The 23,979-nt window shown below is 71.2% G+C and carries 25 protein-coding genes; 15 read left to right on the top strand and 10 right to left on the bottom strand.

Annotation, left to right across the window (positions count from 1 at the left end; all coding sequences use genetic code 11):
* Window positions 1–90: 90 nt before the first annotated feature.
* The 3 genes from ABZ810_RS28505 to ABZ810_RS28495 form a co-directional block, all read right to left on the bottom strand.
* The gene (locus ABZ810_RS28505) at window positions 91–1,032 is read right to left on the bottom strand and encodes an arginase family protein (RefSeq protein WP_358408471.1); all 942 of its coding nucleotides are present in this window, start codon (window positions 1,030–1,032) and stop codon (window positions 91–93) included.
* A gap of 53 nt (window positions 1,033–1,085) precedes the next feature.
* Window positions 1,086–2,183, bottom strand: a complete 1,098-nt coding sequence (locus tag ABZ810_RS28500) for a hypothetical protein (protein ID WP_358408470.1) — start codon at window positions 2,181–2,183, stop codon at window positions 1,086–1,088.
* A gap of 153 nt (window positions 2,184–2,336) precedes the next feature.
* Window positions 2,337–3,767 carry a pyridoxal-dependent decarboxylase gene (locus tag ABZ810_RS28495; RefSeq protein WP_358408468.1) on the bottom strand — a complete coding sequence of 477 codons (1,431 nt, stop codon included), beginning with the start codon at window positions 3,765–3,767 and terminating at the stop codon, window positions 2,337–2,339.
* A 94-nt stretch (window positions 3,768–3,861) separates the two neighbouring features.
* On the opposite strand from ABZ810_RS28495, the gene ABZ810_RS28490 reads away from it, so the two are divergent.
* Window positions 3,862–4,350 (top strand): Lrp/AsnC family transcriptional regulator, encoded by a 489-nt coding sequence (locus tag ABZ810_RS28490; protein ID WP_358408466.1) that lies wholly within the window; start codon window positions 3,862–3,864, stop codon window positions 4,348–4,350.
* A 494-nt stretch (window positions 4,351–4,844) separates the two neighbouring features.
* Window positions 4,845–5,252: a hypothetical protein gene (locus tag ABZ810_RS28485; protein ID WP_358408463.1), complete on the top strand. Its 408-nt coding sequence runs from the start codon at window positions 4,845–4,847 to the stop codon at window positions 5,250–5,252.
* A 51-nt stretch (window positions 5,253–5,303) separates the two neighbouring features.
* Here the strand turns inward: ABZ810_RS28485 and ABZ810_RS28480 are convergent, their stop codons facing one another.
* Complete coding sequence (locus ABZ810_RS28480; protein WP_358408461.1) at window positions 5,304–5,516, bottom strand: hypothetical protein; 213 nt, start codon at window positions 5,514–5,516, stop codon at window positions 5,304–5,306.
* Window positions 5,517–5,902: 386 nt separating this feature from the next.
* On the opposite strand from ABZ810_RS28480, the gene ABZ810_RS28475 reads away from it, so the two are divergent.
* The 4 genes from ABZ810_RS28475 (at window position 5,903) to ABZ810_RS28460 (ending at window position 7,830) form a co-directional block, all read left to right on the top strand.
* Window positions 5,903–6,358, top strand: coding sequence for a carboxymuconolactone decarboxylase family protein (locus ABZ810_RS28475; RefSeq protein ID WP_358408459.1), 456 nt, complete (start codon window positions 5,903–5,905; stop codon window positions 6,356–6,358).
* A 36-nt stretch (window positions 6,359–6,394) separates the two neighbouring features.
* The gene (locus tag ABZ810_RS28470) at window positions 6,395–6,847 is read left to right on the top strand and encodes a nitroreductase/quinone reductase family protein (RefSeq protein WP_358408456.1); all 453 of its coding nucleotides are present in this window, start codon (window positions 6,395–6,397) and stop codon (window positions 6,845–6,847) included.
* A gap of 273 nt (window positions 6,848–7,120) precedes the next feature.
* Window positions 7,121–7,669 (top strand): hypothetical protein, encoded by a 549-nt coding sequence (locus ABZ810_RS28465; RefSeq protein WP_358408454.1) that lies wholly within the window; start codon window positions 7,121–7,123, stop codon window positions 7,667–7,669.
* Window positions 7,670–7,692: 23 nt separating this feature from the next.
* On the top strand, window positions 7,693–7,830 hold the full coding sequence (locus tag ABZ810_RS28460; RefSeq protein WP_358408451.1) for a hypothetical protein: 138 nt from the start codon (window positions 7,693–7,695) through the stop codon (window positions 7,828–7,830).
* A 72-nt stretch (window positions 7,831–7,902) separates the two neighbouring features.
* On the opposite strand, the gene ABZ810_RS28455 is transcribed toward ABZ810_RS28460, so the two are convergent.
* Window positions 7,903–8,304: a hypothetical protein gene (locus tag ABZ810_RS28455; RefSeq protein ID WP_358408448.1), complete on the bottom strand. Its 402-nt coding sequence runs from the start codon at window positions 8,302–8,304 to the stop codon at window positions 7,903–7,905.
* Between the two features lie 305 nt (window positions 8,305–8,609).
* Between ABZ810_RS28455 and ABZ810_RS28450 the strand changes: the two genes are divergently transcribed.
* Together ABZ810_RS28450 and ABZ810_RS28445 are read left to right on the top strand one after the other, a co-directional pair.
* Window positions 8,610–8,882, top strand: a complete 273-nt coding sequence (locus tag ABZ810_RS28450; protein WP_358408446.1) for a hypothetical protein — start codon at window positions 8,610–8,612, stop codon at window positions 8,880–8,882.
* A gap of 137 nt (window positions 8,883–9,019) precedes the next feature.
* Window positions 9,020–9,268, top strand: coding sequence for a hypothetical protein (locus tag ABZ810_RS28445; protein ID WP_358408443.1), 249 nt, complete (start codon window positions 9,020–9,022; stop codon window positions 9,266–9,268).
* Between the two features lie 60 nt (window positions 9,269–9,328).
* Here the strand turns inward: ABZ810_RS28445 and ABZ810_RS28440 are convergent, their stop codons facing one another.
* The gene (locus ABZ810_RS28440; protein ID WP_358408440.1) at window positions 9,329–10,249 is read right to left on the bottom strand and encodes a LysR substrate-binding domain-containing protein; all 921 of its coding nucleotides are present in this window, start codon (window positions 10,247–10,249) and stop codon (window positions 9,329–9,331) included.
* 72 nt (window positions 10,250–10,321) lie between these two features.
* On the opposite strand from ABZ810_RS28440, the gene ABZ810_RS28435 reads away from it, so the two are divergent.
* The 3 genes from ABZ810_RS28435 to ABZ810_RS28425 are packed head-to-tail and all read left to right on the top strand — an operon-like array spanning window position 10,322 to window position 12,829.
* Window positions 10,322–11,503, top strand: a complete 1,182-nt coding sequence (locus ABZ810_RS28435; protein WP_358408437.1) for a thiolase family protein — start codon at window positions 10,322–10,324, stop codon at window positions 11,501–11,503.
* Complete coding sequence (locus ABZ810_RS28430) at window positions 11,500–12,195, top strand: 3-oxoacid CoA-transferase subunit A (protein WP_358408434.1); 696 nt, start codon at window positions 11,500–11,502, stop codon at window positions 12,193–12,195. The genes ABZ810_RS28435 and ABZ810_RS28430 overlap by 4 nt, the downstream gene beginning before the upstream one ends.
* A gap of 1 nt (window position 12,196) precedes the next feature.
* On the top strand, window positions 12,197–12,829 hold the full coding sequence (locus ABZ810_RS28425) for a 3-oxoacid CoA-transferase subunit B (RefSeq protein WP_358408432.1): 633 nt from the start codon (window positions 12,197–12,199) through the stop codon (window positions 12,827–12,829).
* Between the two features lie 18 nt (window positions 12,830–12,847).
* Here the strand turns inward: ABZ810_RS28425 and ABZ810_RS28420 are convergent, their stop codons facing one another.
* The 4 genes from ABZ810_RS28420 to ABZ810_RS28405 are packed head-to-tail and all read right to left on the bottom strand — an operon-like array spanning window position 12,848 to window position 16,746.
* On the bottom strand, window positions 12,848–14,104 hold the full coding sequence (locus ABZ810_RS28420) for an FAD-dependent monooxygenase (protein ID WP_358408431.1): 1,257 nt from the start codon (window positions 14,102–14,104) through the stop codon (window positions 12,848–12,850).
* 31 nt (window positions 14,105–14,135) lie between these two features.
* Window positions 14,136–14,768, bottom strand: a complete 633-nt coding sequence (locus ABZ810_RS28415) for a maleylpyruvate isomerase family mycothiol-dependent enzyme (RefSeq protein ID WP_358408428.1) — start codon at window positions 14,766–14,768, stop codon at window positions 14,136–14,138.
* Entirely contained in the window at window positions 14,768–15,604 is an 837-nt protein-coding gene (locus ABZ810_RS28410; protein WP_358408426.1) for a fumarylacetoacetate hydrolase family protein, read from the bottom strand. The genes ABZ810_RS28415 and ABZ810_RS28410 overlap by 1 nt, the downstream gene beginning before the upstream one ends.
* Window positions 15,601–16,746, bottom strand: coding sequence for a cupin domain-containing protein (locus tag ABZ810_RS28405; RefSeq protein ID WP_358408423.1), 1,146 nt, complete (start codon window positions 16,744–16,746; stop codon window positions 15,601–15,603). The genes ABZ810_RS28410 and ABZ810_RS28405 overlap by 4 nt, the downstream gene beginning before the upstream one ends.
* 68 nt (window positions 16,747–16,814) lie before the next feature.
* Here ABZ810_RS28405 and ABZ810_RS28400 point away from each other — a divergent pair, with 68 nt between their 5' ends.
* From ABZ810_RS28400 to ABZ810_RS28385, 4 genes are all read left to right on the top strand, one after another.
* The gene (locus ABZ810_RS28400) at window positions 16,815–17,618 is read left to right on the top strand and encodes an IclR family transcriptional regulator (protein ID WP_358408422.1); all 804 of its coding nucleotides are present in this window, start codon (window positions 16,815–16,817) and stop codon (window positions 17,616–17,618) included.
* Between the two features lie 146 nt (window positions 17,619–17,764).
* Complete coding sequence (locus ABZ810_RS28395; RefSeq protein WP_358408420.1) at window positions 17,765–18,154, top strand: SHOCT domain-containing protein; 390 nt, start codon at window positions 17,765–17,767, stop codon at window positions 18,152–18,154.
* A 28-nt stretch (window positions 18,155–18,182) separates the two neighbouring features.
* Window positions 18,183–19,178: a DUF389 domain-containing protein gene (locus tag ABZ810_RS28390; RefSeq protein WP_358408419.1), complete on the top strand. Its 996-nt coding sequence runs from the start codon at window positions 18,183–18,185 to the stop codon at window positions 19,176–19,178.
* 202 nt (window positions 19,179–19,380) lie between these two features.
* The gene (locus ABZ810_RS28385) at window positions 19,381–23,805 is read left to right on the top strand and encodes a GEVED domain-containing protein (protein WP_358408418.1); all 4,425 of its coding nucleotides are present in this window, start codon (window positions 19,381–19,383) and stop codon (window positions 23,803–23,805) included.
* The last annotated feature ends 174 nt before the right edge of the window (window positions 23,806–23,979 follow it).

The following is a 23,979-nucleotide window of genomic DNA, read 5'->3' as shown; positions in this document are numbered from 1 at the left end:
GCGCCACCAGCCCCTGCCCCGGGCCCGGAGCCCAAGCCCTCCGCCGCCTGACCGCAGAGGGTGGGGTGACCGGCGTGGCCCGGCGTCCGCTCAGCGGGTGTCGCCGCCGAGGGTGCTCAGCCCGGCCACGAGGACCCTGGTGAGGAGGTCGGCATATCCGCCGTCCGGGTCGAGATCGGGGTCGAAGACGGTGACCTGGGCGCCGGTCGCGCGAGGGGCGAGGGCCGCGAGCAGGCCGGTCAGCTCGGCGGGGGAAAGGCCGCCGGCGTCGGGGCTGTCGACGGCCGGCATCACGCCGGGATCCAGGATGTCCACGTCCAGGTGCAGCCAGTAGCCGTCCAGCTCGGCGCGGTCGACGACGTCGAGGATGCGCCGCGCGGCGTGGCCGGCGCCACCGCTGATGATCTCCGCGGCGGGGATGACGGCGGCCAGCAGGCCGGTGGTCTCCTGGAGCTCCTCGTCGTCGTCACGGCAGCCGGCGTGAACGGTGTCGGCGGGCGCGAAGTAGGGCCCCAGGCCGTCGAGGTCGGCGATCGCGGGCCAGTGCAGCCCCACCGCGGCGGCCAGATCCTCCCCGGCCAGGCTCGCGCAGTGCGCGGAGTTGCCGGGGTGCCGGAAGTCGGTGTGGCCGTCGAGATGAACGAGGCCGTACCGCCCCGCGCGCCGCAGGGACAGCCCCGCCGCCACCAGGATGCCGCAGTCGCCACCGATCACCAGCGGAGCCCGGCCCTCGGCCCGCACGAGGTCGATACGGTCGGCCAGGCGACGCGCATGGTCGACGATCGCGTCCTGGTTGCGCAGGGAGCCCGGCCTGGCGTCGTCCGCGTAACGGCCCGCCAGTACGACGCCATGGTCCTTCGCGCCGCGCTCCTCAAGACGCCGGTAAAGGCCCGCTTCGCGCAATGCTTCAGGCGCCTTGGCCGTCCCGGGCACACTCGTAGGCGCCGGAGGCCGCAACCCGAGGTTGGTAGGAGCAGCGACCAACCCGATCATCTCGATCCCCTCGTCCGCGAGCCCGATCTCTCCACCCATGATCCACCACGGCATGGATGACCGGGCCCGCCAGGACGGGGGTCCAGTGAGGGTCAGGGGCGGTGTTCTATGAAGGGGTAGTCGGCCAGGGAGCTGGGCAGGCCGGCCGACCAGAGGGAGCGCGTTCCTGGGACGCGGGCCAGGTCGCGGATCCAGACGGGGGTGGTCGGGCGGCCCTCGCCGCTTTCGGTGGTCCAGTTGCCGCCGCTGTAGTGGAGGTAGCTCTTGTCGTTGTCGACGGTGCTCACCGAGACCCAGGCGCCCTGGTCGCCGTCGTCGGCGAGTGTGGGGAAGTGGTAGGCGTACGGGCTGGCCGGGATGGTCGCCGACGTCCAGGTCGTCCCGTCCCAGTGCATGAGCTCGGGGGCCGCGTAGCCGGTGCTCGCGCGGTAGGCCCAGACGCTCGTGGGCGAGGCCGGCGCGATCTTCGCGATGTACGTCTGCGCCTTGAACGGGTAGTGGATCGTGCTCCACCTGGTGCCGTTCCAGTGCAGCATGGCCTCGGTCGGGCCGGTGCCGGGAATATCGCAGGTGCAGGCGATCCAGATGTCCTTCGCCGATCGGACGGCGATGGTGGAGGCGCTGACCATGGGCACGGGAGTTCTCGCCCGTACCCATCGGCCGTTCTGGAAGCGCAGGGCCACGGCCTTCTTCGCTTCCGCGTCGTACCCGAGTGACCAGGCCGGTCCGCCGGGTGCCGCGGAGACGATCTGCAGGTACGTGGGCAAGGGGGACGGCATGGTGGGCCGGACCCCGGCCGGGTAACCGACCCTGCGCCACTTGACGCCGTTCCAATGGAGTGCGGGCGAGCCGTTCTCGTTCAGGTAGATGCCCCAGGCGTTCCGTGGTCCGGCGGCGGCGAGGTCGACGACCTGGCCCGTGCCGGGCGGCAGTGCCTGGCGCCGCCACTCCAGGCCGTTCCAGGCCAGCATGAAGGGCGTCCCGCTCGATGTGGCGTCCTCGATCCCGCCGGCCCACGCGGCCCGCGGCCCGGCCGCGGCGATTTCGGTCACCACGGCGAGGCCGTTGAGGGGCGGGGTGGGCACGTTCTCCCATTCCGGAGGTGCCGCGGTGGCTGCGGAGGGGGTCAGCAGCAGGGCGGAGAAGGCGGCGACCCACGCGGTGGCGCGGAGAACTCGATGTCCTGCCATGAAGGCTCCCGGGCGCTCTGGTTGATCTTGCCGCCATTTGCTGGCAAGACGCTGGGAACCTGCTTACCTCAAGATCGATCAGATATATAGACGTGATTGTTTATATGGCCGGTTCGGGCCATCTAGGTGTAGTAACCCGCAGGGTTACTACACCTAGGACCGGGCGAGGTCGAGTTCGGCGACGAGGGTGTCCAGGTCGGCTTCGGTGGTGGCGAAGTTGGTGACGCAGGCGCGCAGGGCGGGGGTGCCCGCGATGGTGGTGACGGAGATCCAGGCACGTCCCGTGCTCAGGACGCGGTCGCAGATCGTCCGCAGCCGCGCGGCGTCGGAGGTCGGTTCGCTGAAACAGACGACCGGCAGCGGGGTGTCGTTGAGGATGCGCCACCCCGTGTCGAGGAGGCGCCGGCGCAGCTCGTCGCCCAGGCCGGCCTGGTGCTCGATCATCTGCGCGTAGCCGGTACGGCCGGCGGCGGCCAGGGCGACGAACAGCTTGAGGCCGATCGCCCGGCGGGACCACTGGGCGGACGCCGCGTAGGGGTCGACGGCGCCGGGGATCTCCGCGGGCATGTAGGCGGTGCTGATGCGGAAGGTCTCCAGCAGCCCCTCGGCGTCAGGGGTCAGGAACGTGCCCGCCCCCATGGGCATGGACAGCCACTTGTGCGCGTCCAGGGTCACCGAGTCCGCGCGTTCGATGCCGTCCAGAACGGGCCGCAGCCGGTCCGACAACGCGGCGGCGCCCGCCCATGCCGCGTCGACGTGGAAACGCAGCCGTTCGGCGGCGGCGATGTCGGCCAGGTCCACGAGCGGGTCGATCACTCCGGCGCTGGTCGTGCCCGCGGTGCCGACCACCAGGAACGGGAGCAGTCCTTGCTCGCGGTCCGCGGCGATGAGGGCGGTGAGGGCGCGGGTGTCCATCCTCAGGTCGTTCGTCACCGGGACCAGCCGGACCGCCCGGCGGCCCAGCCCGCACATGTGCGCGATCTTCAGCCACGCCAGGTGGCTTTCGGCGCTGGCATAGAAGACCGGGTGTCCGGGGAGGGCCGCGATCCCGTCCTCGCCGATCCGGGGGTACGCGCGGGTGAGGGCGAGCAGGACGCCGGTGAGGTTCGCCTCGGCGCCGCCGCTGGTGAAGTGACCGGCCACCGGCTCGCCCGGCAGGCCGAGGCGGCGCCCGAGGAATCCCAGCACGTGCCGTTCGATCTCCGCCGCGGCGGGTGCGTGCGACCACGCGGCCAGCTGCGGGTTGAACGCGGCCGTCAGCAGGTCGCCGAGGACCCCCATGACGGCCGGGTTGGGGTTGAAGAGGCCGAAATAGCCGGGATGGGTGGTGTGGACGATCCAGTCGCGCAACATCGCGGCGGCGTCGTCGAGGACCTGGCCGGGCTCCAGCGCATCCGCGAAGTCGTAACGTTCGAGATGGCGGCGTACGGTCTCGGGCGCGACGTCCGGCGTGGCGGGCAGGTCGCGCACCCCGGCGTTGTGCTCCTCGATCAGATCGATGACCTGCGCGAACAGTCGCCGCCGCGCCTCCGTTCCCAGCTCGAAGACGTTCCTCTCGCCGGCCTCCGCCGTTGCTCTCTTCATGAGCCGGACGCTACCCGCATCCACCTGAGCTTCTACAGGCACATGTGAAGGCCCTATCCCACTTCCGCCTTTGATTTAAAGGTAGGGTCGGCTGATGGCCGACGAAGTGAAGACCGACCTGGACGCGACGGACTGGTGCATCCTCGACGAGCTGCAACTGGACGCGCGGGTCAGCTACAGCGAGCTCGGGCGCCGGGTGTCCCTGACGCCTCCGGCCGTCGCCGAACGGGTCCGCCGGTTGCGCGAACGCGGCGTCCTGGAGGGGTTCACCGCGCGGGTCAGCCTCGAAGGGGTGGGGCTGCCCATCCTGGCGTTCGTCACCATCCGTTTCCCCGGCAGCGACTACCGCGAGTACCTCCGCCGCATCGAGGCCGTTCGCGAGATCATCGAATGTCACCACGTCACCGGTGACGACTGCTTCATCGCCAAGGTGGCCGCGCGCTCGATGCGGCATCTCGAGGAGGTGGTCGCCGGCCTCGCCCGGTTCGGATCGACCTCCACGACCGTCGTCTACTCCACCGTCGTCCGCGACCGCGGCGTGACCCGCGACCTCACGAACGGAGCGCCGCGGGAGCCCGCGTGACCACCGCGACAGGTCACCCGGCACGGCCGGCGCACCGGCCGCCGTTCTGTCCCCGCCGTCCGTGATCTGCGCGAGATCGTACGGCGCACCGACGCCCTTTCGGTCGAGCTCCACTACGACCTGCGCCCGCCCGGCGCGTTCATCGAAGACGGCGGCTGCTGTACCTGTCGCACCGCTACACGGGCAGCGGCATCCTCATCGTCAAATACCGGAAACAGCACCGCAAGGGCGCGGCCTTTCCGTGGGTGAATGGAAGCACCTTCGAAAGGTACTGCGGTTAGCGGCAGATGCCGCGGAGGGCCGGGAGGCGGAGACCCTCGCGGGTGTGCGGTGTCCAGCCGCCCGGCCCCCCGCATCCGAACGTCCGCGGACCTTCCCATCTCGGTGGGGAGTTGTTCATCCGAAGACCGTTAACTTCACGTTCTCGCTCATGCTCATCCGGCCGTCCGGCGTGTTGTCGTTGAAAGGCCAGCTCCCGAGGCACCAGGAGAGCAATGAGCAACACCCTTCTGGCCACCGCGGTCATCGTGGCATTGGCCGCGGCGGCCCCGATCGGAGCGTCTCCCCCGCGTTCCTCCACCGCCCAGGCCACGACCACCCGCCACACTTACTCGATCAAGGGCTCGTTCACCGGGTCCTACCGCTCCGGCTCATGGAAGGCCGCCGCGGGCACGCAACGGATCAGCCTCCGCGTCACGTGCGCGGAGGGACAGCAGGTGACGGTCGCGCTCTACCGTGTGCGAACGGACCGGACCCCGCGCGTCGGCAACCCCGGCGCGATGAGCTGCAACGACAGCGCGCGTTTCGGATGGCGTACCGCGGCGGGGCGGTACTTCTACACGATCCGTATCGACGACGCCGCCCTGCGCGTCCAGTACAAGGGGACCCGCTTCCGCCCCTAGATCGATCTGCGGCGCTCAAGCCGAACCTCGTCGCTTGAGCGCCGCCGCCATCTACCGGGTCAGCTGGGGAGGGCCCTCGTACAGCGACTGCAGGGCGGCCTCGTTGAGGGAGGCGACCAGTGCGCGCGGCAGGGCCTCGTCGTCGGGATGGTGGTCGGCCAGGTAGACCAGCGCCTCGCCGATCTCGTGGCCGGTCAGCTCCGCCAGCGTCTTGCCCGACCATACGGGCCGCTGATCGGGCCCGGCCTCGGTCGTAGCGATCATTTTGCACCCCCTGTGCTGCGCCCCCTGCGCGCACATCAATCTAGCCAACGGCCATTGCCACACGCACAGGAACCGGCACAGCCACTTGAACGCACCTTTGCCATGCGGTCGCCATGTGCTGCGACTTTGACGGGGTGACCTGGGGGAATTGTGGCGGTGGGTGCTGTCGCGGGGATTCGTGCGGTGATCGAGATCACGGCGGGTGGGTCGTCGCTCCGCGTCCCGTCCCGCGCCGGTGGAAGGTTCTTGGGGCGGGAAACGGCTGGTCGGGGTGGTTTCGGGTGTCCCAGGGTGTCCCACGGCCGTCGCCAACGGCGGGGGCCTCGGGCTGTCATGGGGTCACGCCCCCCAAGGGAGGCGCCGAACGGAAAGAAGGAGAAACCACGATGCAGTCTCGTATGCAGAACCCCGCGATGGTCCTGTCGGGCGCGATGCGGCCCATCCAGGAGATCTTCAAGGCCGTGCACTCGGGCGGGGTGCCGGGAGAGATCCTCGAGCTGGTGCACCTGCGGGTCAGCCAGATCAACGGGTGCAGCGCCTGTGTCGACGGCGGGGCCAAGACGGCGCGCAAGGCCGGGGTGAGCGAGGAGAAGCTGGCCACGGTCGTGGCCTGGCGGGAGACCCCGTACTTCAGCGAGGAGGAGCGGGCGGCGCTCGCCCTGGCCGAGGCCGCCACGCGCCTGGCCGACCGTCCCGACTCGGTGAACGACGAGGTCTGGGACACCGCCGCCACCTACTTCGACGAGAAGCAGCTCGCCGCGATCGTCCTGATGATCGGCGTCGCCAACCTGTTCAACCGGCTCAACGCCACCACCCGCCAGATCGCCGGGGCCTGGGGCTGACCGGGCCCGCCGTACACCGACCAGAGGAGATCGAAAATGTCGCAGGCGACCGCTCGTCAGAGCGACCACGGCGCCGTGTCGCGGTGGATGCAGCACCGGATGAACGCCCGGATGGGCCGCAAGATCAGGAAGGGCCGGGGCACGTTCATGGGCATGGACGTCCTGATCCTGCACACGGTGGGACGCCGGAGCGGGCAGCCGCGGGAGACGCCGCTCGCGTGGTTCGGCGACGGCGAGGACGCGTGGCTGGTCGTCGGCTCGGGCGGCAAGGCCGACCACCCGGACTGGCACCTCAACCTGGTGGGGCGTCCCGACGCCGCGGCGGTCGAACTGCCCGGCCGCGACGCCGTGCGGGTGACGCCGCACGTGCTCACCGGCGCCGAGCGGGAGCGGGCGTGGAAGGAGATCACCGCCGCCCAGCCCCGCTACGGGAAGTACCAGAGCAAGTCCGACCGGGAGTACCCGATCGTCCGGCTCACCCCGCGATGAGCCGGCAGGGCCGGGCCCCCAGGGGCCCGGCTCCGGCATGACCTGGATGCTCGCGTGGTCGGTCGTGCGCGCGGCGTCCGCGTACGAGTTGTCCGTGAGCGCACAAGGTTTTCGTCAGCGCGCACAGCACGCCTGATCCGGCGGCCGTCCGCGAACGCTCCGGAAAGGGTGGCCCCTGGCCGTGCCCCGTGGTGAGCGGACGGAGATGACCGGGTGCAGATTCCAGATCAGCATGCGTACAGGCCGGGCGACCCGAGGGCCTGGGACGACTCCTTGAAGGCCGAACGCCGGAAGGGCACCTGGGGCAAGCGGCTTTCCATCGCCGCCATGCTGATGTTCTTCGGTGCCTTCGCCGGAGGCGCCATCCTGGTGATGAGCAGAGTATCGAGCGCGCCGGAGCCGGGTGATTGCCTGGAGGCGGAGGGGCGGGGCGGCAAGACCGGCGTGACGACCGAGTTCCACGTCGTTCCCTGTGAGGCGCCGAACGCCGCCTACAAGGTCGTCTACCTGGGAAGCGAACTGGGGTGCGACGACAACACCTACGGAAGCACGTCGGAACGGAGCGGCCGGCAACGGTGCCTGATGCTGAACGCGAAGGCCGGGGACTGCTTCTACCAGGAGGTCGGGTTCCCCACCGGCAAGGTCACCAAGGTCGCGTGCGGGCCGGGCGCGAGTTACCGGGTCGTCTCCGTGGTGCAGGGCAAGACCGATCACACCGTCTGCGGGCCAAACGTCAACCCGCTGGAACGTGAAGATTTCAACCAGCCCCTCGCCTTCGTGTATCCGAAGCCGGGCCTGACGATCTGCACGACCGGTGCCTGAGCCGGTGAGGGCCTGATGCGCGGGTGGACGTCCTGGTCCGCAAGCAGAACGTGATCCTCCAGGCGGTGGCGGCCGGAGATCTGGTCACCGTTCAGCGGCCGGAGGACATGGCCCCCGTCGCCGCGCGGCTCGCGAACGCCCTCGACCAGCCTCTCGGCTGAGAGGCATCGCCGCGATCTCGTCCGACACGTCGGCCCGGCCCTTCATGGACGCGGGGCCGGGCCGCCGGATGTTCAGGGTGTCCCGGTCGAGCAGCATTCGCTCTGGCGGGTCACGCCCTTCGAGGTGGCGATGACGGTGGTGGACTTGCTGCTGTCGCGGGCCTGGCAGAGCGAGTCGCGAGTGCTGCCGGGCGTCTTCGGCAGGGATCCGGTGGACGCCCCGACGTCGCCGAGCGGGTCTGGATTCCTTACCGGCGGGACGACCATGGTCGGGTCCGCCTCGCCGGCGCCGGGGAGGGCCGGTGCGGGACTGAAGGTCGTGGACACCGTCGCCTCGCACACCCCGTCGGGCGGTTGTGCGGTCGCGGCGAGCGCGCCCGTCGTGGCCGGGAGCAGGACCGCCGAGACAGGAACCATCACCAGCAGGCTCAGCAGTCGGCCGCCTCGGACCCGGATGTTCGCGATACGTCCCATGTGCTGCCTTCCTTTCTGGGCTGGAAACGACGATCAGCCCCTCAGGGACGCATTGTAGTCAATCGAACACAATACGTAACGGCACCCCCTCGGCGAGGTCGGGGGATTCGGGAGATCTGACCGATACCCCCCGATCGCCATGGATGCACAAAATGACTATTACTTACTGAGTGTATTGAATCGACCACTCTGGGCAATGAAGCCTCTGTACGCATCGGACCTTCGCCCCAATTGCGGAGCGTCCGGGTCCGATCACCGAACCGCGTTGCGATCAGTCCCGGCGCGGACGAGAGGGAATGGATTACATGAACAGGGTGCATCGCATCACCGTCATCGGGTTCGCCGCGGCCGGCCTGGCGCTCGCCGCCCCCGCCGCCGCCATGGCCGACGACACCTTCCACGGCCAGGGCAGCAAGTCGGCGGGCCCCAACGGCGCCACGTCCACCGGCACGATGTCCGGCGCCAGCGACGGTCACGGGGACGACGGCCACGGCGGCGGCGTCTTCTACGGCAAGAAGACGCAGACGGCCGGCCCGAATGGCGCGACGTCATCCAAGGTGTTCAGCGCCGCTGGTTGATAGCGTTTCCGCAGGTAACAGTACGTACTGCTGAGCAGCGGTCCCGCCCGATCCTCTTGGGCGGGATCTCTGCTTTGCTCACGTTCCGACCGCCGTGAGCCGTTCCGGCCACCGATCCGCTTGAGCCGAAGGACTACATGATCTCCAAGCTCGGAGGCGCCGCCGCCCTGGCGTTCGCCGCCACCGCCCTGACCTTCACGTCGCCGGCCGCCCACGCCGACACCCGGTATGACCAGGCATGGACCCGGGTGGACTCGACGGGAAGCTCCATCCACCTCCGTTCCTCGTACGTGAACGATCAGGACGTGGTCGGGTTCCGGGACTCCTACTTCCGTTCCGGCCCGGAGGGCGTGAGCACCCACCACACCTTCAGCGAGGCCCGCTGAGCCCGGGCCGGAGCCGCGTGGACGCCGGCCGGTCTCTCGTGAAGAGGCGGCCCGAGACCGTCAGCCGACGATTCGATCGGTGATCGATGCGTCGACGGCGGGGACGATCTCCGCGATGGCCGCGGCGGCTCGGGTGAGGTGGGGCTCGGAGCGGTCGGTTCGGTGGGCGAGGGACAGGTCGACGGTCGCCTCGGGACGGGAGAGCGGCCGGAACACGACGCCTTCCAGGGACAGCGCGGTGACCGGCTCCGGGACGACGGCGACGCCGAGGCCGCCCGCGACGAGGGTGACGAGGGTGGACGTCTCCCCCACCTCGTGGCGGATGCGCGGCTCGACGCCGGCGTCCCGGAAGAGGGTGACGACGACGTCGTACATCACCGAGCGGCGGCCGGCCGAGTGCACGATGAGGTCGGTGTCGCGCAGGTCGGTGATCGCCGCGTGCGGCAGCCCGGCCAGCGGATGGTCGGCGGGCAGCGCGACGACGAGGCGGTCCCGGCGCAGCGGCAGGACGGTGAACGAGGGGTCGGCGATCGGCGGGCGGAGCAGCGCCAGGTCGATCTCGCCGGCCCGCAGGGCCGCCACCTGGTCGGGCACCAGCATCTCGCCGCGGAACGAGAAGTCGACGCCCGGCAGCTCCCGGGCCAGGCCGCGGGAGATCGCGGGCAGCAGGCTGTAGGTCGCCGAGCCGACACAGCCGATCGCGAGATGGCCGACGGCGCCGGCCGCGACCCGGCGGGCCTCGTGCGCCGCGTCGTCCACCTCGGCGAGGATCCCGCGGGCACGGGCCAGGTAGCCGCGCCCGGCGTCGGTGAGGCCGACCCGCCGGGTGGTCCGGCGCAGCAGCTCCACCCCGAGGTCGGATTCGAGCTGCCTGATCGCCTGCGACAGCGGCGGCTGGGCCATGTGGAGCCGTTCGGCGGCGCGGCCGAAGTGGAGCTCTTCGGCGACGGCGACGAAGTACCGCAGGTGACGTAGATCCATATGCCGCGAGTCTCAATTGGGGCGGATATTGATACTTCACTGTATCAAGGCAGGCCACTTAGCCTCGGAACCATGAGCTCCTATCTCTACTCCGCCGTCCGGACCCCGTTCGGCCGGTTCAACGGCGCGCTGGCGGGCGTCCGGCCGGACGACCTCGCGGCCGGGGTGATCACCGCGCTGCTGGAACGGGCCCCCGGCCTCGACCCGGCCGCGGTCGGCGAGGTCGTCTGGGGCAACGCCAACGGCGCGGGCGAGGAGAACCGCAACGTCGGCCGGATGGCCGCGCTGCTCGCCGGGCTGCCCACCAGCGTGCCCGGCACGACCGTCAACCGCCTCTGCGGCTCCAGCCTCGACGCGGCGATGATCGGCTCCCGCACGATCGAGACGGACGAGGCCGACGTGATCGTGGCCGGCGGAGTCGAGTCGATGACCCGCGCGCCCTGGGTGCTGCCCAAGCCCGCCAAGGGCTTCCCGCCCGGCGACCTCGCCGCGGTCTCGACCACGCTCGGCTGGCGGCTGGTGAACCCCCGCATGCCGAGGGAGTGGACCGTCTCGCTCGGCGAGGCGAACGAGATGCTCCAGGAGAAGTACTCCGTCGGCCGCGAACGCCAGGACGCCTTCGCCCTGCGCTCGCACCGGCTGGCGGCCGCCGCCTGGGACGAGGGCTTCTACGACGGCCTGGTCGTCGAGACCGCCGGGCTGGCCCGCGACGAAGGCGTGCGCGCCGACTCCTCGCCGGAGAAGCTGGCCGCGCTCAAGCCGAGCTTCCGCCCCGACGGCACCATCACCGCGGGCAACGCCTCGCCGCTCAGCGACGGGGCCGCCGCGCTGCTGCTCGGCTCCGCGGCCGCCGCCGACCGGATCGGCCTCCAGCCGCTCGCCCGCATCGCCGGGCGCGGCGCGTTCGCGCTCGACCCGCAGGACTTCGGCTACGCCCCGGTCGAGGCGGCGAACCGCGCCCTCGCCCGCGCCGGGATCGGCTGGGACCGGGTGGGAGCGGTCGAGCTGAACGAGGCGTTCGCGGTGCAGTCGCTGGTCTGCGTCGACGCCTGGGGCATCGACCCGGAGATCGTCAACACCCGGGGCGGCGCGATCGCCGTCGGCCACCCGCTGGGCGCCAGCGGCGCGCGGATCCTCGGCACGCTCGCGAAGGTGCTGCGCGAACGCGGCGAACGCTGGGGCGTGGCCGCGATCTGCATCGGCGTCGGCCAGGGCCTGGCCGTCGTCCTGGAGAACCCGGAGGCCCGGTCATGAGCCGCACCCGGATCCTGGAGACGGTCGACGAGGCGGTCGCCGGCGTCGAGGACGGCAGCACCGTCCTGGTCGGCGGCTTCGGCATGGCCGGGATGCCGTTCGGCCTCATCGACGGGCTGATCCGGCAGGGCGCCGGGGACCTCACCGTCGTGTCCAACAACGCCGGCAACGGGGAGGTCGGGCTGGCCGCGCTGCTGAAGGCCGGCCGCGTGCGGAAGGTGATCTGCTCCTTCCCCCGGCAGAGCGACTCCTACGTCTTCGACGAGCTGTACCGGGCCGGGAAGATCGAGCTGGAGGTCGTGCCGCAGGGCAACCTCGCCGAACGTATGCGCGCCGCCGGAGCCGGCATCGGCGCGTTCTACTGCCCGACGGGCGTGGGCACCCCGCTCGCCGAGGGCAAGGAGACCCGGACCATCGACGGGCGCGTCCACGTCCTGGAGTACCCGATCAAGGGCGACGTCGCCCTGGTCAGCGCCCACCGCGCCGACACGATGGGCAACCTGGTCTTCCACCGGACCGCCCGCAACTTCGGGCCCGTCATCGCCACCGCCGCCACCACGACGATCGTGCAGGTCGGCGAGGTCGTCGCGGCCGGGGACCTCGACCCGGAGGCGGTCGTCACCCCCGGCATCTACGTCGACCGGGTCGTCCGGGTCGAGCAGCGGCGCTACACCGTCGAAGGAGCACGCTGACATGGCCCTCACCACCGACGAGCTGGCCGCGGTCGTCGCCCGCGACATCCCGGCTGGCTCCTACGTCAACCTCGGCATCGGGCGTCCCACCAAGGTCGCCGACCACCTCCCCGGCGGCTCGGGCATCGTGCTGCACACCGAGAACGGCATGCTCAACATGGGCCCGGCCGCGACCGGCGACCAGATCGACCCCGACCTCACCAACGCCGGCAAGGTGCCGGTGACCGAGCTGCCCGGGGCCTCCTACTTCCACCACGCCGACTCCTTCGCCATGATGCGCGGCGGCCATCTCGACGTCTGCGTGCTGGGCGCGTTCCAGGTCTCCGCCACCGGAGACCTCGCCAACTGGTCCACCGGGGCGCCCGGCGCGATCCCGGCCGTCGGCGGCGCGATGGACCTGGCGATCGGCGCCAAGCAGGTCTTCGTGATGATGACGCTCTTCGACAAGGGCGGCCGGTCCAAGCTGGTGGCGGAGTGCACCTACCCGCTGACCGGCGTCGGCTGCGTCAGCCGGATCTACACCGACGTCGCCGTCATCGACGTCGGCCCGGACGGCGCCCTGGTCCGCGAGACGTTCGGCATCACCCTCGACGAGCTCTCCGACCGGGTGCCCGTCCCCCTCAAGTCCGTGTGACCGGCGGCGGCTCGGGGGTCAGCCGCCGGTGAGGCTTTCAGCTTTCGCGGTGGACAGCGGGATCGGCGTGAACATCGGGGGCTCCTGCGAGGGGAGCAGCGCGGTCGGTCCGTACAGCCAGTCGACGAACGCGTAGTCGTAGGTGTCGCGCTCGCGCAGCAGCACGTTGCGCCGTTCCCGCGCCGGGCCGTTCAGATGCCAGAGCTCGCCCCAGGCGCGGGAGGTGGTGAGGACGCGGCGGCAGTGCTCGGGCCGCACCGCCTGGTAGGCCGACAGGACCGCCGGCCAGTCCACCGATCCGTCCCCGGCGCGGTTGCGGGCGACGTGCTCGCCGAGCACCCAGCCGTCCTCGATCGCCATGACCGCCCCCTGCGCGATGTACTGGAGCGGCGGGTGGGCGGAGTCGCCGAGCAGCGCCATGCCGCCGTCCACCCAGGTCATGATCGGGTCGCGGTCGTACATGCGCCACCGCTTGTCCCGCCACATGTCGGGCAGGCCTCCGCGCACGAACTCGCAGGTCCCGGCGAACGCGGCGTCCAGCTCGTCGGGGGTGCCCCAGTCCTCCTCGCCGGCGAGCGCCCTGGGCGACTCGAAGACGGCGACCTGGTTGAGCAGCTCGCCGCCGCGCAGCCCGTAGTGGACGAAGTGGCAGCCCGGTCCGACGTACACGACGACCTCGCTGAGGTCGACGCCGGCGGCGCGGCCGGTCGCGGTCGGGGTGGTGCCACGGTAGGCGACGTAGGCGGAGGAGACCGGCCGGTCGTCCGACAGCAGCCCGCGCGCCACCGAGTGCAGCCCGTCGGCGGCGATCACGATCCGCGCCTCCTCGACGCGGCCGCCGGCGAGGGTCACGCGCGCGCCGCCGGCGGTGGTGGCGTAGCCGGTCACCCGGTGCGAGGTCGCCAGGTCGACGCCGGCGCGCCCGCAGGCGCGCAGCAACATGCCGTGCAGGTCGCTGCGGTGGATGACGAGGTACGGGAAGCCGTGGCGCCGCTCCAGGTCGCGCAGGTCGAGGCGGGTCAGCTCGGCGGCGCCGACGGCGTCGCGCATGACCATCGCGTCGGGGACGACGCCGAGGCTCCGCGCCTCGCCCAGCAGGCCGTAGTCGTCGAGGATGCGCGTGCAGTTGGGGGCCAGCTGGATGCCGGCGCCGACCTCGCCGAACGCGGCGGACCGTTCGAGGACACGGACCGCGAGGCCGCGGCGGGCCAGCGAGAAGGCGGCGCCGAGGCCGCCGATCCCGCCGCCGACGATGATCACATCGGGGTTCGTCATGTCGTTGCCTTCCCGGTCTTCCTGGGTCGGTTCAGAGCCACGGGCCGAGCGGCGGCGCGCCGGCGAGGGCGTGCGGCCGCCCGGCCAGCCAGGCGGCCACCTCGGCGGGCGGCCCGTACGGCAGTTCCGTGACCTCCAGCCCGCGCTTGGCGGCGATGTCGGCGACGAGGGCCTCGACGAAGTCGTCCGGCAGGGCGGCGAAGGAGATCCCGCGGTCCAGGTCGACGGCGTGGACGTAGATCTCGCGCGACCGCATCCAGGGCACCTCGGTGGCGGGCACGGTACGGCCCTGCGCGGTGACGACCCGGGCCTGCCATCCGGAATGGGTGAGCCCGTCCATCGCGGTCCGCAGCGCCGCGGCGGACCGCGTCAGCCATTCCGTCAGGTAGGCGCCGGTCATCCGGGGGCCGCGCGCGATCCCCGCCGCGCGTTCCTCGGGCGAGGCGTACATGGGGGTCTCCTCGCCGGTGGCCGCCCAGCGCACCAGGTTGCCCAGCGCGTCGGCGTTCGCCGCGACGTGGGCGACCAGGTGCTTGCGGGTCCAGCCGGGGAGGGCGCTCGGCGCCTCGTACTCGGCCTCGGTCAGGCCGCCGGCGGCGTCGAGGAAGAGCTCGGTGCCCTCTCGGGACCAGCGGACGGCGTCGGCGAACGAACGACCGGGCATCACGCGTCCTTGACGACGCGGTTGACGCAGGCGCCGAGGCCGTCGATCTCGGTCACGACCGTCTCGCCACCGGTCAGGTAGGTCTTCGGGTCGCGGGCGTGCCCCACGCCGGCCGGGGTGCCGGTGGCGATCAGGTCGCCGGGGCGCAGCGTGATGATCGTGGAGACGTACTTCACCAGGAAGACCGGGTCGAACAGCAGCGTGCCGGTGTCGTCGGACTGCATGACCCGGCCGTCCACGGTCGTCTTCACGCCCAGCGCGGGCCGGACGCCGCCGACCTCGTCCGGGGTGACCAGGTAGGGCCCGACCGGGGTCGAGGAGTCCCAGATCTTGCCCTGGGTCCACTCGATCGTGCGGAACTGCCAGTCCCGGACGGAGACGTCGTTCATGACGGTGAACCCGGCGATGGCCGCCTCGGCCTCGGCGTCCCCGGCCCGGCGGACCTCCGCGCCGATCACGACGGCGAGCTCCACCTCCCAGTCGAGGGCGCCGGTCTCGGCGGGCTTGACGATGTCGTCGCGGGCGCCGATCAGGGAGTCGGCGAACTTCGGGAAGAGCGTCGGGTAGGACGGCGGCTCCCGGCCCATCTCCCTGATGTGGTCGGAGTAGTTGTGGCCGACGCAGATCACCTTGGACGGGTTCGGCACGACCGGGGCGAAGTCGGCGGTGTCGAGGTCATGGGCCCGCGCCGTGCCGGAGGCGTCCGCCGCCTTCGCCCTCCAGTCCGGATCGGCCAGCAGGGCGCCGAGGTCGGCGTGGCCGAGGTCGACGAGCCGGCCGTCGTCGAGACGGACGGCGCGGGTGCCGCCGGCGGTGCGGATCGTGGCGAGCCTCATCGGATGTCCTTGGCGGATCGGTCGAGGCGCAGCGCCTCGAAGACGGGGGCGTCGCTGAAGCGGAAGAGGTCCAGGGCGCCGGAGTCGGAGTCGGACGCGCCCGCCTCCGAACGGGCGGAGAACGGCTCCCACGACGGGACGACGAACAGGTCGCCGCGGGTCACCGACCAGGTCCGGGCGCCGGCGGTCACCGTGCCCGAGCCGTCGAAGACCTGGTAGACGCTGGAGCCGGTCTCGCGGACCGGGGCGATCTCGGCGCCCCGGGCGATCCGGTGGAACTCCGCGCGCAGGGTCGGGAGGACGTCCGCGCCGTCCACGGGGTTGCTGAAACGTACGGCGGCGTGGCCGGGCTCCACCGTTCCCGCGTACCCCTCCCTCTCCAGTTCGAGCTGGTCGGACAGGGCGCGGTCGGTGTGCTCCCACTTGTAGGAGAGCAGCGGCGAGCCGGGGGCGGTGTGGCCGGCGCCGACCGGGCGGAGCCCCGGGTGGCCCCAGAGGCGTTCGGAGCGGGAACGTTCGGGCGTGATCCGTTCGGCGTCGGAGATCTCGTCGCGGCCGAACTCGAAGAACTGGGTCTCGCCGAGGTACTGGAACGGGATGTCCAGGCCGTCGATCCACGCCATCGGCCGGTCGGTGGCGTTGTGGTGGGCGTGCCAGCTCCAGCCGGCCTGCGGGAGGAAGTCGCCGCGGTTCATCGGCACCGGGTCGCCGCCGACGACCGTCCACACGCCCGAGCCCTCGACGACGAACCGGAAGGCGTGCTGGGTGTGGCGGTGCTCGGGGGCGTCCTCACCGGGCATCAGGTACTGGATCGCCGCCCACAGGGTCGGGGTGGCGAAGGGGCGGCCGCCCAGGCCCGGGTTGGCCAGCGCGATCGCGCGGCGCTCGCCGCCGCGGCCGACAGGCACGAGCCGGCCGGCCCGCTCGGCGAGGCGGACGAGCCGCTCCCATTCCCACCGGTGCGGTACGGCACGGGAGCGCGGATGAGCCGGCATCAGGTCGCCGATCTCGGTCCACAGGGGGACGAGCAGCTCCGATTCGAAGCCGCGGTAGAGGTCTTCGAGCTCGGGCGTGACGTCCGGCCGGCCGGGTGCGTCGACCGCCTCCAGCTTCACGGGAGATCCGGCGGAAGTGCTGGTCATACGGGCATCGTGGCGCCTGTACGCTTCCGAAGAATAGGAAATTCTGCTCTCCAGAATCCAGGGCCGGGATGGACAAGCCGCTCAAGGAGCCGCCTCCGTACGCCATCGCGAGCGTCGACAACGCGCTGCGCATCGCGACGATGCTCCAGCTCGAGGGCCCGCTGACGGTCAGCGAGGTGGCGCGGCGGCTCGGCGTGGCCGCCTCCACCGCGCACCGGCTGCTCGCGATGCTCGTCTACCGCGACTTCGCGGTGCGGGACTCCGACCGGACCTACCGGGTCGGGCCCGTCCTCGAGCTGGCCGCCCACTCCCAGTCGGCCGCGGCACGGCTGCGCGCGGTGGCGCTGCCGCATCTGCACCGCCTGGTGGAGCTGCTCGGCGAATCGGCGAACCTCACCGTCCGGACCGGGACGACCGTGCGGTTCATCGCCAGCGTCGAGTCGCCCCAGGTCCTGCGGGTCGGCTCCCGCGAGGGCATGGTCTTCCCCGCGCACTGGACCACGGCGGGCCTGCTGCTGCTCGCCGAACTGCCGCCGGAGGAGCTGGCCGAGCTGTACGCGGCGGGCCGCCCGGACGACCGGTACGACGACCGGCACGAGCGTGACGACCGGTACGGCGACAAGCCCGATCTGGACGTTCTGCGGGCCGACCTGGAACGGGTGCGCCGCAACGGGTTCGCGCTCAACCAGGGCCGGTCCGAGCGGGGCGTGGTCGCGGTCGGCGTCCGCGTGCACGCGCCGGGCGGCGAGGTCGTCGCCGGGATCTCGGTGTCGATGCCGAGCGCGCGGTACGAGAAGGAGCGCCTGCCGAGGCTGGTCGGCACGTTACGGGCCGCCGCCGACGCCCTGGAACGCGACCTGTCCGCCCGCTGAACCGGCCCCCCGTCCGGCCGTTTCCTTTCATTTGCCCACGCATGACGTTCACGTGCCATGGGACGGGAGATACCTGGGTGACAAGGCCGTCAACCCGTCGCGATGGGCGGCCTGTCTCTGACTCTGGCCGAGAACGGACACCTGCCATGGACGATTACCCGCTGCTCAACCTCTTCTGGACCATGTTGTGGTTCTTCCTCTGGATCATGTGGCTCTTCCTGCTGTTCCGCGTGATCATGGACATCTTCAGCAGTGAGGACCTCGGCGGCTGGGGCAAGGCCGGCTGGACGGTGCTGGTGCTCGTCCTGCCCTACCTCGGCGTCCTCGTCTACCTGATCGCCCGAGGCGGCTCGATGCACAAGCGCCAGGCGCGACAGGTGGCGAAGCAGGAGCAGGCGTTCCAGGACTACATCCGCCAGACCGCCGGCGCCGGGCCGAACACCGCCGACCAGCTGGAGAAGTTCGCCGACCTCAAGGCGCGCGGTGAGATCACCGACGAGGAGTACCAGCAGGCCAAGACCAAGATCCTGGCGTGACGCCGGTTCGGGGCCGGCCGTGCGACCGATGATGCCGACGGGGGTGCGGGACCGGCTGGTCCCGGAGGCGCAGCGGCGGACGCTGGAGGAGCTGACCGACGACCTCGACCTGCGGGCGGGAGACCGGACGTCCCGGTATTCGGCGTTCTGGACGATGCTCGTGCTGTCAGCCGTGATCGCCGCGGCCGGGGTGATGGCCGACTCGACCGCGACGGTCATCGGCGCCATGATCATCGCCCCGCTGTCGACGCCCATCATGGGCATGGCGCTCGGCCTGGTGAAACGGTCGCGCACCGGCGCGGGCTGGTTCGTCCTCGGCGGCGTGACCGCCGTCGTCGCCGTCGGGCTGCTGGCGTCGCTCGCGCTGCCCGGCTCCTACCAGCTGCTGGCCAACGGCCAGATCTCCGGCCGGACCTCGCCCGGACTGGCCGATCTCGTCGCGGCCATGGCGACCGGCCTCGCGGGAGCCGTCGCGCTGGCCCGGCGCGACGTCGCCGCGATCCTGCCCGGTGTGGCGATCGCGATCTCGCTGGTCCCGCCGCTGGTCGTCGTGGGCGTCTGCCTGGGCGCCGGCGCCCCGGCGCTCGCGCTCGGCGCGCTGGTGCTGTTCCTGTCCAACATGTTGTCGCTGGTCCTGGCGGGGACGTTCGTGTTCGCCGTCCTCGGCTACGTGGACGTGCCGGCGAACGCGTCGCGGCGGCGTGCCGTGCTCGCCCTCAGCGGGCTCGGCCTGCTCGTCGCGATCCCGCTGCTCCTCAGCACCGTCGCGAACTACATGTTCGCCGCCTGGGAGGACGGTGTCCGGGCCACGGCGGCCCGATGGCTCGCGGACGAGCCGGGAGCCTCGGTCATCGGGGTCCGCAGGGAGTCCGCGACGTTCCACATCGCCGTCCGCACCCCGTCCGGCCTGCCGCCGACGGATCGCCTGCTGGCCGACCTCCGTGGAACCGTGCCCGACGGGCTCCCGATCGTCGTGGAATCCACCCAGGGCCGGATGGTCACCATCGGCCGCGTCGGCGGCTGACCCGCCGCGGCCGGCTCCTTCCCCGCGACGCGGATTGCAAGATCAACAAACAAAGTTGATCAAGAGATGGAGAACTTCCGCGCGCCACCGGCCTCCCCGCCGGGCAGGAACGACCCGGGCGCCTCAACGATCATCAGAACGGTCTGGTGCGTCCTGTTCCTGTGACCGCCTTGCGGTTCGTCTAATTCGGGGAGTGACCGCGGTGAGCGGTGTGAGATTCGACTTCTGGACGCGCATTTTGATCATGGCGCTCGTCTCCGCCGTGGTGCTCGCATGCCCCGGCATCGGCGAGGCGATGGCCGTCGGCCACACGGGCGCGGCGCGCGCCGAACTGCCGTTCGCGCAGCGCTATGGCGAGACCGCTCGCGGTGGAATGGCGCGGGCGGGCAACGGCGTCGTCAGCTGCTATCCCCCGGCCGACGGCAGGTGCACCGGACGGCGCAACGGCTCCGGTTACAACGATCTCCCTGCCACGTTCATCGATGTCGACGGCGACGACACGACGTTCGACTCCAGCAGCGCCGACCTGTCGATGCCGGCCGGAGCCACGGTGAAACTGGCCAGGCTCTACTGGGGCGGCCGATCCCAGACCTCCACGGACACGCCCGGTCTTCCGTCCGGCAACAGGTCCGCTCCCGACGCCGACGCGCGCGGGACGGTGAAGTTCAGGACGCCCGGCGGCTCGTACCAGGACGTGACCGCCGACGCCGGGGACATCGGCCAGACCACCACCGCGTACGCCGGCTACGCCTACGGCGCGTCGGCCGACGTCACCGCCCTCGTCGCGAGCGCCGGAGCGGGCACCTACACCGTCGCCGACCTGCAGACCGCCCGCGGCTCCGACGGGCTCGGCGCGTTCGGCGGCTGGAGCGTGGTGGTCGTCTACGAGGACGACGACTCCCCGCTGCGCAACCTCACCCTCTACGACGGCTACCTCTACCAGGAGTCCAGCGACCCGCCGACCACGGGCACCGTCAGCGGATTCCAGACCCCCACCAACGGAACGGTCCACGCACTGCTCGGCGAGATCGTCTACGACGGTGACGACGGCATCGAAGGGGACTACGCACAGGTCAAGACGACCAACGGGCCCCAGACCACCCTGACCGACGGCGCCCATCCCGCCAACGACTTCTTCAACTCGACGGTCGCCACGCTCGGCGCCGACGAGACGGCCCGCGACACCGACTACCCCAACAACCTCGGCTACGACTCCAGCATCATCGACGCCTCGTCGGCCTTCCGCAACGGCGACACCGACGCCACGTTCTCGATCGGCACCAGCGGCGACACCTACTGGCCGCACGCGCTCTACTCCCAGATCGACCTCAACGAGCCGAAGATCGAGCTGGCCAAGGAGGCGAACGTGGTGGGCGGCGGCCCCGCCCAGCCCGGAGCCGAGGTGGAGTACACCATCAGCGCCCAGAGCACGGGTCCGGACGACGCGGTCGAGACCGTGCTGACCGACTCCGTTCCCGCCGGGACCACCTACGTTCCGGGCTCTCTCGAGATCGTCACGGGGGCCGGCGAGGGCGCCAAGACCGACGCGGCCGGCGACGACCAGGGCGAGGTGACCGGCGACGACATCACCGTACGTCTCGGGACCGGTGCCGACGCCACCGACGGCGGAACGCTCGCCGTCGGTGACAGGGCCGTCGTCAGCTTCCGGGTCAAGCTGACCACCGAGAGCGCCGGGACGACGGTCACCAACACCGCGACGGTGGAGTACGGCGGCGCCGACTACCCGTCCGAGCGGACCAGGACCACCGCGGACGCCAAGACCCCGGTCGCCCAGGTGCAGATCGCCAAGTCGGCGTCACCCGAGAACCCGCTTCCCGGGGACAAGGTCACCTACACGGTCAAGGTGACCAACCCGACCGACACCGACTACGACGGGGTGAACTTCACCGACGACCTGACCAAGGTCCTCGACGACGCCACCTACAACGACGACGCCCAAGCCGACTCCGGCGACGTCTCGTACACCGAGCCCGACCTCACCTGGACCGGCGACGTCCCGGCCGATTCCACCGTCACCGTCACGTACTCGGTCACGGTCACGGACCCTCCCACCGGCGACCTCGTCATGGTCAACGCGGTCACCTCGACCACGCCCGGGACCAACTGCACCCCCGGCTCGGACGGGAGCCCGCCTGACGACCCGGCCTGTTCCACCGAACAGGACCTCCCGAAACTCCAGGTCAAGAAGACCTCGGAACCCGGCGAGCCCAAGCCGGGCGAGAAGGTCACCTACACGCTGACCGTGGAGAACGTCGGCAAGGCCGACTATCCGGGAGCCACCGCCACCGACGACCTGACCGCCGTCCTGGACGACGCGACGTACGACGACGACGCCTCCGCCGACAAGGGCTCGGTCTCCTACGCCGAGCCGAAGCTCACCTGGACCGGAGACCTGAAGGTGGGCGAGAAGGCGACGATCACCTACTCGGTCACGGTCGACGACCCGCCCGGCGGTGACGACACCCTGACCAACGCCGTGGTGGTGCCCGGCTCGAACTGTGTCGACGGCACCGAGCCGGACTGCCACAACGTCCATCCCGTTCCAGAGCTCACCGTGAAGAAGACGGCCGCGCCGGCCGCCCCGAAGCCGGGCGACAAGGTCACGTACACGGTCACGATCGCCAACGACAGCGAGGCCGACTATCCGGACGCCGAGCTCACCGACGACCTGACCGGCGTCCTCGACGACGCCACCTACGACGACGACGCCACGGCCGACTCCGGCGCCGTCTCCTACACCGAGCCCAAGCTCACCTGGACCGGCGACGTCGCCAAGGGACAGACCGTCACCATCACCTACTCCGTCACGGTGAAGGACCCGCCGGCAGGCGACGACATTCTCAAGAACGCCGTGGTGGTGCCTGGCTCCAACTGCGCCGACGGCACCGATCCCGACTGCGGCACCGTCGTCCCCGTCCCGGAGCTGAAGGTGACGAAGAAGGCCTCGCCCGAGGTGGCCAAGCCCGGCGAGACGATCACGTACACGGTGACGGCGCAGAACGTCGGTGAAGCCGACTACCCGGGCGCCGAGCTCACCGACGACCTGACCGGCGTCCTCGACGACGGCGCCTACAACGACGACGCCCAAGCCGACTCGGGCAGCGTCTCCTACACCGAGCCCAAGCTCACCTGGACCGGCGACATCGCCAAGGACCAGACCGTCACCATCACCTACTCGGTCACCCTGAACGATCCGGCCACGGGCGACGACACCGTCAAGAACGGAGTGGTCGCGCCGGGATCCAACTGCGTCAAGGGCACCGAGCCGGAGTGCAGCACCATCGTCCCGGAGCCCGAACTGCGCTTCACCAAGACGGCCTCTCCCGAGAACCCCGCGCCCGGCGGCACGGTGAAGTACACGATCACCGTCACCAACCCCGGCAGGGTCATCTACACCGGGGCGTCGTTCACCGACGACCTCACCGGGACGCTGGACGACGCGACGTACAACGACGACGCCGCGGCCACCGCGGGCACCGTCTCGTACGCCGAGCCGAACCTGAGCTGGCAGGGCAACGTCCCGGCCGACAGGACGATCACCATCACCTACTCCGTCACCCTCGAGCGGCCCGCGACGGGTGACGGGAAGCTGACCAACGCCGTGGTCTCCGACGACCCGGGCGGCAACTGCCCGCCGGGGTCCAAGGATCCGCGCTGCGGCGCCGTGGTGCCCATTCCGGAGACCGACTTCGGCGACGCGCCCGACGCCTACAAGACCAGGTTCGCCACCGGCGGCCCGTACCACTGGATCACCAAGGGCCTGACCCTGGGCACGGCGGTGACCCCGGAACGGGACGCCCCGAGCACCCTCGACGGGACGACCGACGGCGGCGACGACGCGGTCAGGACCTTCGCGCCGCTGGCCAAGGACCAGACCTCGTACGCGCAGGACCTCTCCGTGCGCAACACCACCTCGAGGCCCGCCCTGGCCGCGGGCTGGATCGACTTCGACCGCGACGGCGCCTTCGAGCCGGGTGAGCTGGCCCAGCGCCGGGTCCCCGCCGGAGCCACCACGGTGCGGCTCTCCTGGCCCAGGATCTCGGTGCCGGCCGCGGGTGCGACGTTCGCCCGGTTCCGCCTCTACGGGGACCTCCGCACGCTCGGCGGCTACCGCCTGGCCGCGCCGCAACCGGGCCCGGCCGCCTACGGCGGCCGTGGTGAGGTCGAGGACTACCCGCTGTCCATCCGGCCGGGCACCCCGAAGCTGAACGTGGTCAAGAAGTCCAGCGCCGGGAAGACCACGAAGCCGGGCAGCCGCGTCCGCTACACGATGACGATCACGAACGTGGGCAACGCCCCGTTCACCTCGTCCGACCCGGCCGTCGTCACCGACGACCTGAGCGACGTCCTCGACGACGCCCGCTATGGCGACGACGCCAAGGCCACCGCGCCCGCGGTCAGCTACAAACGCCCCAAGCTCACCTGGCGGGGCCCGCTGGCCACGGGCGCGACGGTGACCGTGACCTATACCGTCACCGTCCGCAAGAAGCCCCGGGGCGACACCGTCCTCAGGAACACCGTCGTCGCCCCGAACTCCAATTGCGAGGCGGGCACGTCAGGCAAGGGCTGCGGAACCCGCACCAAGGTCCGCTTCCCTCACAAGTGACGGCATGACGCCCTGCCCGGCCGCACAGCCGGGCAGGGCGTCCGCATCACCCGCGGTGCCGTTTCCGGGTGCCATTTCGAGCGTGCGGTGTGGCCGCGCGGATCTGCCCGAGAATCATGCGTAAGGGACAGGTGCGGCGTGTTTCGCGAAGATGGAACGGGCCAGGTCCCAGCT

This window comes from Spirillospora sp. NPDC047279, from assembly GCF_040643285.1.
Taxonomy (GTDB): Bacteria; Actinomycetota; Actinomycetes; order Streptosporangiales; family Streptosporangiaceae; genus Spirillospora.
Note: the sequence above shows the minus strand (reverse complement) of the source record. Positions and strands in the feature narration are given on the sequence as shown.